The sequence below is a fragment of the Merdimonas faecis genome, from assembly GCF_001754075.1.
Taxonomy (GTDB): Bacteria; Bacillota; Clostridia; order Lachnospirales; family Lachnospiraceae; genus Merdimonas; species Merdimonas faecis.
On record NZ_MIEH01000037.1, the window covers coordinates 45,302 to 51,363 of the forward strand.

General features: G+C 38.3%; 6 protein-coding genes and 1 pseudogene. All 7 read left to right on the forward strand.

Translation table 11 applies throughout. From position 1 onward, the window contains the following. Positions 1 to 20 precede the first annotated feature (20 nt). The gene (locus BKD12_RS15645; RefSeq protein WP_070090280.1) at positions 21 to 776 is read left to right on the forward strand and encodes a hypothetical protein; all 756 of its coding nucleotides are present in this window, start codon (positions 21 to 23) and stop codon (positions 774 to 776) included. Then, a complete protein-coding gene (locus BKD12_RS15650; RefSeq protein ID WP_141736965.1) occupies positions 773 to 1,654 on the forward strand; it encodes a hypothetical protein in 882 nt (293 codons plus the stop codon). Before BKD12_RS15645 ends, BKD12_RS15650 begins: the two co-directional genes overlap by 4 nt. A gap of 62 nt (positions 1,655 to 1,716) precedes the next feature. After that, positions 1,717 to 2,097 (forward strand): annotated as a pseudogene (locus BKD12_RS15655) (UDP binding domain-containing protein); the annotation flags it as partial. A 206-nt stretch (positions 2,098 to 2,303) separates the two neighbouring features. Further along, positions 2,304 to 2,879 carry a hypothetical protein gene (locus tag BKD12_RS15660; protein ID WP_070090283.1) on the forward strand — a complete coding sequence of 192 codons (576 nt, stop codon included), beginning with the start codon at positions 2,304 to 2,306 and terminating at the stop codon, positions 2,877 to 2,879. Then, on the forward strand, positions 2,869 to 3,306 hold the full coding sequence (locus tag BKD12_RS15665; protein ID WP_070090284.1) for a hypothetical protein: 438 nt from the start codon (positions 2,869 to 2,871) through the stop codon (positions 3,304 to 3,306). The genes BKD12_RS15660 and BKD12_RS15665 overlap by 11 nt, the downstream gene beginning before the upstream one ends. Before the next feature lie 10 nt (positions 3,307 to 3,316). Further along, on the forward strand, positions 3,317 to 4,666 hold the full coding sequence (locus tag BKD12_RS15670; protein ID WP_070090285.1) for a hypothetical protein: 1,350 nt from the start codon (positions 3,317 to 3,319) through the stop codon (positions 4,664 to 4,666). A 112-nt stretch (positions 4,667 to 4,778) separates the two neighbouring features. Further along, a complete protein-coding gene (locus BKD12_RS15675) occupies positions 4,779 to 5,993 on the forward strand; it encodes an SIR2 family protein (RefSeq protein WP_176730992.1) in 1,215 nt (404 codons plus the stop codon). The last annotated feature ends 69 nt before the right edge of the window (positions 5,994 to 6,062 follow it).

Below are 6,062 nucleotides of genomic sequence, written 5' to 3' on the forward strand. Positions count from 1 at the left end.
AATAATGGTTGGTAAGGCAAATGAAGATTTCATATGGAACAATTAAAAATACAAAACAACAGGATAAGCCAAATGAAGATTTAGTTTTTTGTGATTTGGATAGAAATATATTCATTCTGTTAGATGGAGTTTCAAGAGATACTATAAATGGCGTATATCCTTTCCCAAGTCCGGCGGCAGAGGCAACGGAAATTTTAAAGGCTAATATCCATAAGGAACTTTCTGTCACTTTAGGGAATGTGCGAGATAGGATTGTGACTGCTATGATGAAGGCAAATGCAAAGGTACAAGAATATAATCGTGAGCATATACTGGATTTTGCAGCTGGCGCAGTAGGAATTATAGGGGTGATCGAAGATCAGCGGTTTTATTACGCATATATAGGTGATTGTTACGGCAGAGTTATTACAGGCGATAAAGTGGAAATTTTTACAACGTGTCAGACACAGGAGATTGCCAGGCATAAAAGGGAATATTCGACTTATGAGATCCGACATATCATTTGCAACAATATAAAACATCCCTGTGGTTACGGGGTGTTGAATGGCGATGAAAGAGCGTATGATTTTATTCAGAGTGGCGTAATAGACTGTGCGAATATAGATCAGATTATCTTATCTTCAGACGGGATGGAGGGGTATTTATCCGGTGCTTTTATCGGAGAAATATATGAAAGCACTGCCCAGGAATTGATAATCAAGGCGATGAGATACAATAATAAAGCCCAGGATGACCGTTCTGTTATAAAAATAGAGAAGGAACATTTGTTACAATGAAGAAAGTAATAAAAAATATAACAATACAAATATTAGGATATAGTGTGTTTTTAATTGCCCTTAATATGTTAGGGGCTTTTTTTATTTCAAAATATCTGGAAAGTAGTACATATCTCAGGACATTTCTTTTGCTGTTTAGTAATAATAGTATATTAGCGCCAGAAAGTACGAACGAGCTATATGTCAGTACAATTATCAGCATAAAACAGATAATTGAGGGGCTGGTATTTGCGATTATGGGAAGTATGATTTTTGCATATATCCTGGATCGGGATGTTCAGTTGATTTTTCCTAAAAAGCTTGTAATTAGAAGAAGAACCAGTGAAGGCAGCGAAGGAGAATTGACATTAGGACTTTTGCTTGGAAATCCTGGTAAAAAATGGATATATGACGTGCAGTGCAGAATATACTGTTCTTATGTGAAATCAATAGAGGATATTGTAGAACGGAACAATGAAACTACGTTAAAAGCTACGGTTGATCTTATTCAGAATTATTATAGGTTTTCATTCAAAATTTCGGATCTTCCGGCCACATTTCTGAAGCATTATCTTGAAAAAGAAGAAAGATATATAGAAAAAGATTATTTATATGTAACAATCTTGGCAGAAAGTGATGGAATTCGAGGAAAATTTAAATGTGAGCAGAAATATTTATTGCAGGATATCGTTACTGATCTTCATAACCCGGAAAAACATTTTAAGAAAAAAGCTAAGAGTTTGTTTAGCCAAGAAGAGAAAACCAAGATTGATTGGAAGGAATTTCCTAAATACATAGAGGCCGGAGAAGAGGATCGGGCAGAGGTTATTCAGGAAATAAGGGATATTATTGCGGACAAGGAAGAGGAAGCCCGAAAGAAAAGGACTAGGAAAGGATGAGAGAATATCTCATGTGGGTTCAGTATCTTTGAGTATTAATATGCTTTTATAAATATTTAGGAGCTAACCGAACCCGGAAGGATTTTATTGCAGATCGTGTACTGGAACTGGCCGGCGGCTACGATGCCAACAGTGAATACGATGTGGCGAAAGAAAAAGAAATTGTGATCGGTGTTTACCGTCTGACGATGAAGAGTCATTCTGATAACTTCCGGCAGAGCAGTATCCAGGGAGTGATGAAACGGGTAAAGGCGAAAGGCGCTACAGTGGTTATCTATGAACCGACGCTGGAAGATGGAAGTACATTCTTTGGAAGCAGAGTTGTGAATGACCTGGAGAAGTTTAAGGAAATGAGTCAGTGTATTATTGCGAATCGGTATGATGAATGCCTGGATGATGTGGAAGAGAAGGTGTATACGAGGGATCTGTTTCGGAGGGATTAGCATGTTAAAGGGCTTTAATCATGCTTAATCATGATAGGTCCGACTGCATGGGGGAGAATATTTCTTGTAGTATATAAACATAATAAATTTCTTATAGGAACTGTCGGGAACTTGTGTTAAGATATATGCATAAAACATGATGTTTCCGGCAGTTTTTTTGATTAAACAGGATTGAATAAAAAGCGGAAATGGAAGGAGGCTGTAATATGGGAGCTAAACTTCTGGGCTCGGATTATTTATTGCTTTTATTATATATAAACGATAAAGAACCGATAAAAGGCTCTGTCAGACTGATGAAAATGATGTTTCTATTTAATGAACAGATTGCTCCAGCATTGAAAAAGAAAGGTCTGGACAGCGAGAAGCTGCCTGATTTTATAGCGTATAATTACGGCCCGTTTTCTAAGGACCTTTATGAGCAGGTCGATTTTTTTGCGGGTATTGGCTTTATGCAGATTCACGATCTCAATGAGACGGAAGAAATGTCAGGTGTTGATAATATTGTTGAGAAAGAATTTGTAGATGAATGTTATGAAGATGAGGAGGAAACGAAATCTGAGAACAGCTTTCGGGAGTACAGTATCACAGATACAGGAAGCGGATTTGTAGAGGAGGAGTTATTAAAAAAAATTACTTTGCCACAGCTTAAACTGCTGGAGCAATACAAGAAAAAGATTACGGGGATGACACTGAAACAGCTACTGCATTATGTGTATACCAGATACCCGAAGTATGCGGAACAATCACTTATCAAAAAAGAGGTTCTTAACTATGAAAAATAAGATTTCAGAGGAAGAGCAGAGGCAGCTTTTTATCAGCCTCTGGCATGATCATAATGTTCAGCTGGTATGTGAAGTGCCGGTGTTCTGTCGTTCTGTCGATCTTGTAAAATATAATCAGAAGGAGCGTGCCGTGACAGCTGTAGAGTTTAAGACACACAATTGGAAAAGAGCGATTGAACAGGTGATCAGTACAGCGGTTTCATTTGATTATCTGGAAATATGTGTTCAAAAACCCAAAACTCAGAAGGTGCAGGAAAAGATTATCAAGAGATGCGGTGAACTGGGAGTAGGTATTTATTTTATGGAAAGTGAAAAACAGCAGTTTGAGCATGTGCTTTTGCCGCAAAAAGTGAAAAAGATGTGGGAAGTGCAGAAGACGCAAGTGATTCAATTCATAGAGAAAGGTGGGTGCGCTCTGCGTGGATGATGTAATTAGAATGCTTAGATATAATACAGGTACGGATAAAAAGGCGTTTGTAAAGTTTAAAAATGACTTTGATGCCGTTATTTTTAATGCAACAATTGTGGCATACAGTGGGGCTGCCGTTGCAGATCTGGTATCGGTGCATAAAAATCAGTATATCATTGATCCACAGACCCATATTCTGCAGCACAGTGTTCATGCGATAATGTCAAAAAAGTCGCGGAATGGGCAGCCCTGTATCAAAAAATCAGTGCAAAAATATCTGGAGCAGCTTCCGCCGCGCATTCAGAATATTATTTCAAACGAAAGAAGACCCCTTTCGGTTGCCGAAATGAGAGATGTAATTGATGATCTTACACAAAGCATTTATGAATTTGAAACAAAGTATGTGGACCGGTTTATAGAAAAGAAAGAGTACAGTAAGTATCTGAAATATATAAACGCAGGTCCGGCACCCAGGGTGGTTATTGCACCTTATTTTATGTTAAAAAAGGAAATGTCTGATAGGGAGCGCTCTGAAGTTTTTCATCTTAATAAACTTTATATGCAGCGTTTCCTGGAAATCCACAGGGAAAACGGAGAAAATTGTCCTGCAGCGGCACAGCTGGTGATGGATAAAGAAGTTTTGACGGATGAAAAATTGTTGGAAAGGATCTGTGAAAGCTATAGAGAAGAAAATTTCGAATATTTCTTTATCTGGATCAATGATTTCTCGTCATGGGATTGTTCCAGGGAGGAGAAGCAGTGCTTCTGTGAATTGCTTAGTACGTTGAATGAAATCGGGAAGAAGCCGGTTATGTCATATGGCGGATATGATTCAATTTTCCTGTGCAATAAAGAAATAAAGCCCAGATTATATGGGGCAGCGCAGTCTGTAGGATACGGGGAAACGAGGACAATTACTCCGGTAGGAGGCGGACTTCCTGTAAATAAATATTATTTCAGGCCGCTGCATAAAAGGATGCGTTTTGATGAAGCACTGAATATCCTGATCGATACAGGATATTTTGATCCGGAAAAAGGAAATGATGAGCATGCGGCTGATTATTACAGGAACATCTGCGATTGTGAACAGTGCCATGAGGTGATTCAAAACGATATCAACAATTTTAATACTTATAATGAGTCTGTGCCGTATATCGTAAAGGCAAGGTTCGGCAATATAACAAGGAACCGTCCGACTCAGGAGGCTGCTCTGGTAGCAGCATTTCATTTCCTTTTCAGTAAGCAGAAAGAGTGGCAGGATGTGGAAAAGTATAGGTTATCAGAATTACGCGACATGTTGATAGCAGATTATGAAACCTTTGGAACGGAACATCAGCGTGCGAATATAAAGGAATGGTGTGAGATATTTGCGGGATAAAATTGTTATTGTGACCGGCGCAGGCCTCTCAGCGCCTGCGAATCTTCCGATACAGGATAAAATCCTGAAGGAAATGACGGAACCGCCAGAGGAAAACATTATCGACTCTGCGATGGACAAAGAAAGCGTGAAGTTCCTTTCAGCTTATATTCAGGTAGCCATATATCTTCTTCGGGAATATGCAGCTGATATCGATGTGAAAAAGATTATTGAACGTTATAAACGTATTAATGAGATATATCGTTCAAATAACAGAGTACTTGAAATTATAGATTTTATCGGTACGAATTATAATTTTAAGGCAGAAGAAAAAGATTTTAATCTGATTGATGTTTTGAGTGATACAGGAAAAAGATTTTACCTGGAACCGGATGAATATTGCAATGAACTCATGCTCTTAAGAGAAGAGTTAAGGGAACAACTTCAGAAAGCAGATATACAGATATGTTTAGAAGATATCTTTACGTTGTTTGACAAATGTATCACAATGAAAGATAATACAGCTGATTATACATATCCGGAAATTGACAATCTTCAAAATGCCATTTTAAGGCTTTTCACTTTTTATTTTTCCAACAAAGTTATTAGCCATGCTTATGATAAGTCGGACTACCTGGAAACAATAAGATATATTGGCAGGCATGCTGGGCATATTGCTGTGATTACAACAAATTGGGATATTCTTCTGGAGGAGTATTTTAGGAAAAACGGGATTGATTTTGATTACAAATTTAATAGCCCATATGTCATAAAGTCGGATGGAAAGCTTTACCCGGATGCAGATGGTAGCTCTAGCCTCAGAATCCCATATATAAAAATTCATGGTTCGATCAACTGGTTCAGATGCCTGAAGTGCGGAACATTACAAATCTGTGATGCGGAAACTTGTGGGAAATACCTGTTCGATGACAGTGAAGAGGAAAAATGTATTAAGTGTGGGCAGAAGGCCGAAGGAGACGCAGTTCAGATAAAACCTGAGATTATAACGCCTACTATGATGAAGCTGCTTAATAGTCAGCTGTATAATAATCTTTGGCAAAATGCAGCGTATGAATTGCAGCAGGCGGATAAAGTAGTATTTTGCGGATACTCACTTCCGCTTGCCGATTATGAATTTAGATATCTGCTCAAACAGAATATACGGTCAGGTACAGATATAGATGTGGTTTTGTACCACAATGATGACCCGGGAAGATGTACGGATGATAATATGATCAACTTTCTGCCGGAGAAGCGGTATGCAGATCTGTTCCCGAATAGTAAATGCAGGTTTTGTTATGAGGGATTTGGAGAGTACTTTGCTGAGGAGAATAAGAGGGGGAAGTAAGTAAATTTTGATAAAAAGTGATGAAAAGTATTAAAAGTGGGAAGTTTACTTGAGTTTCCGCAAACTGCA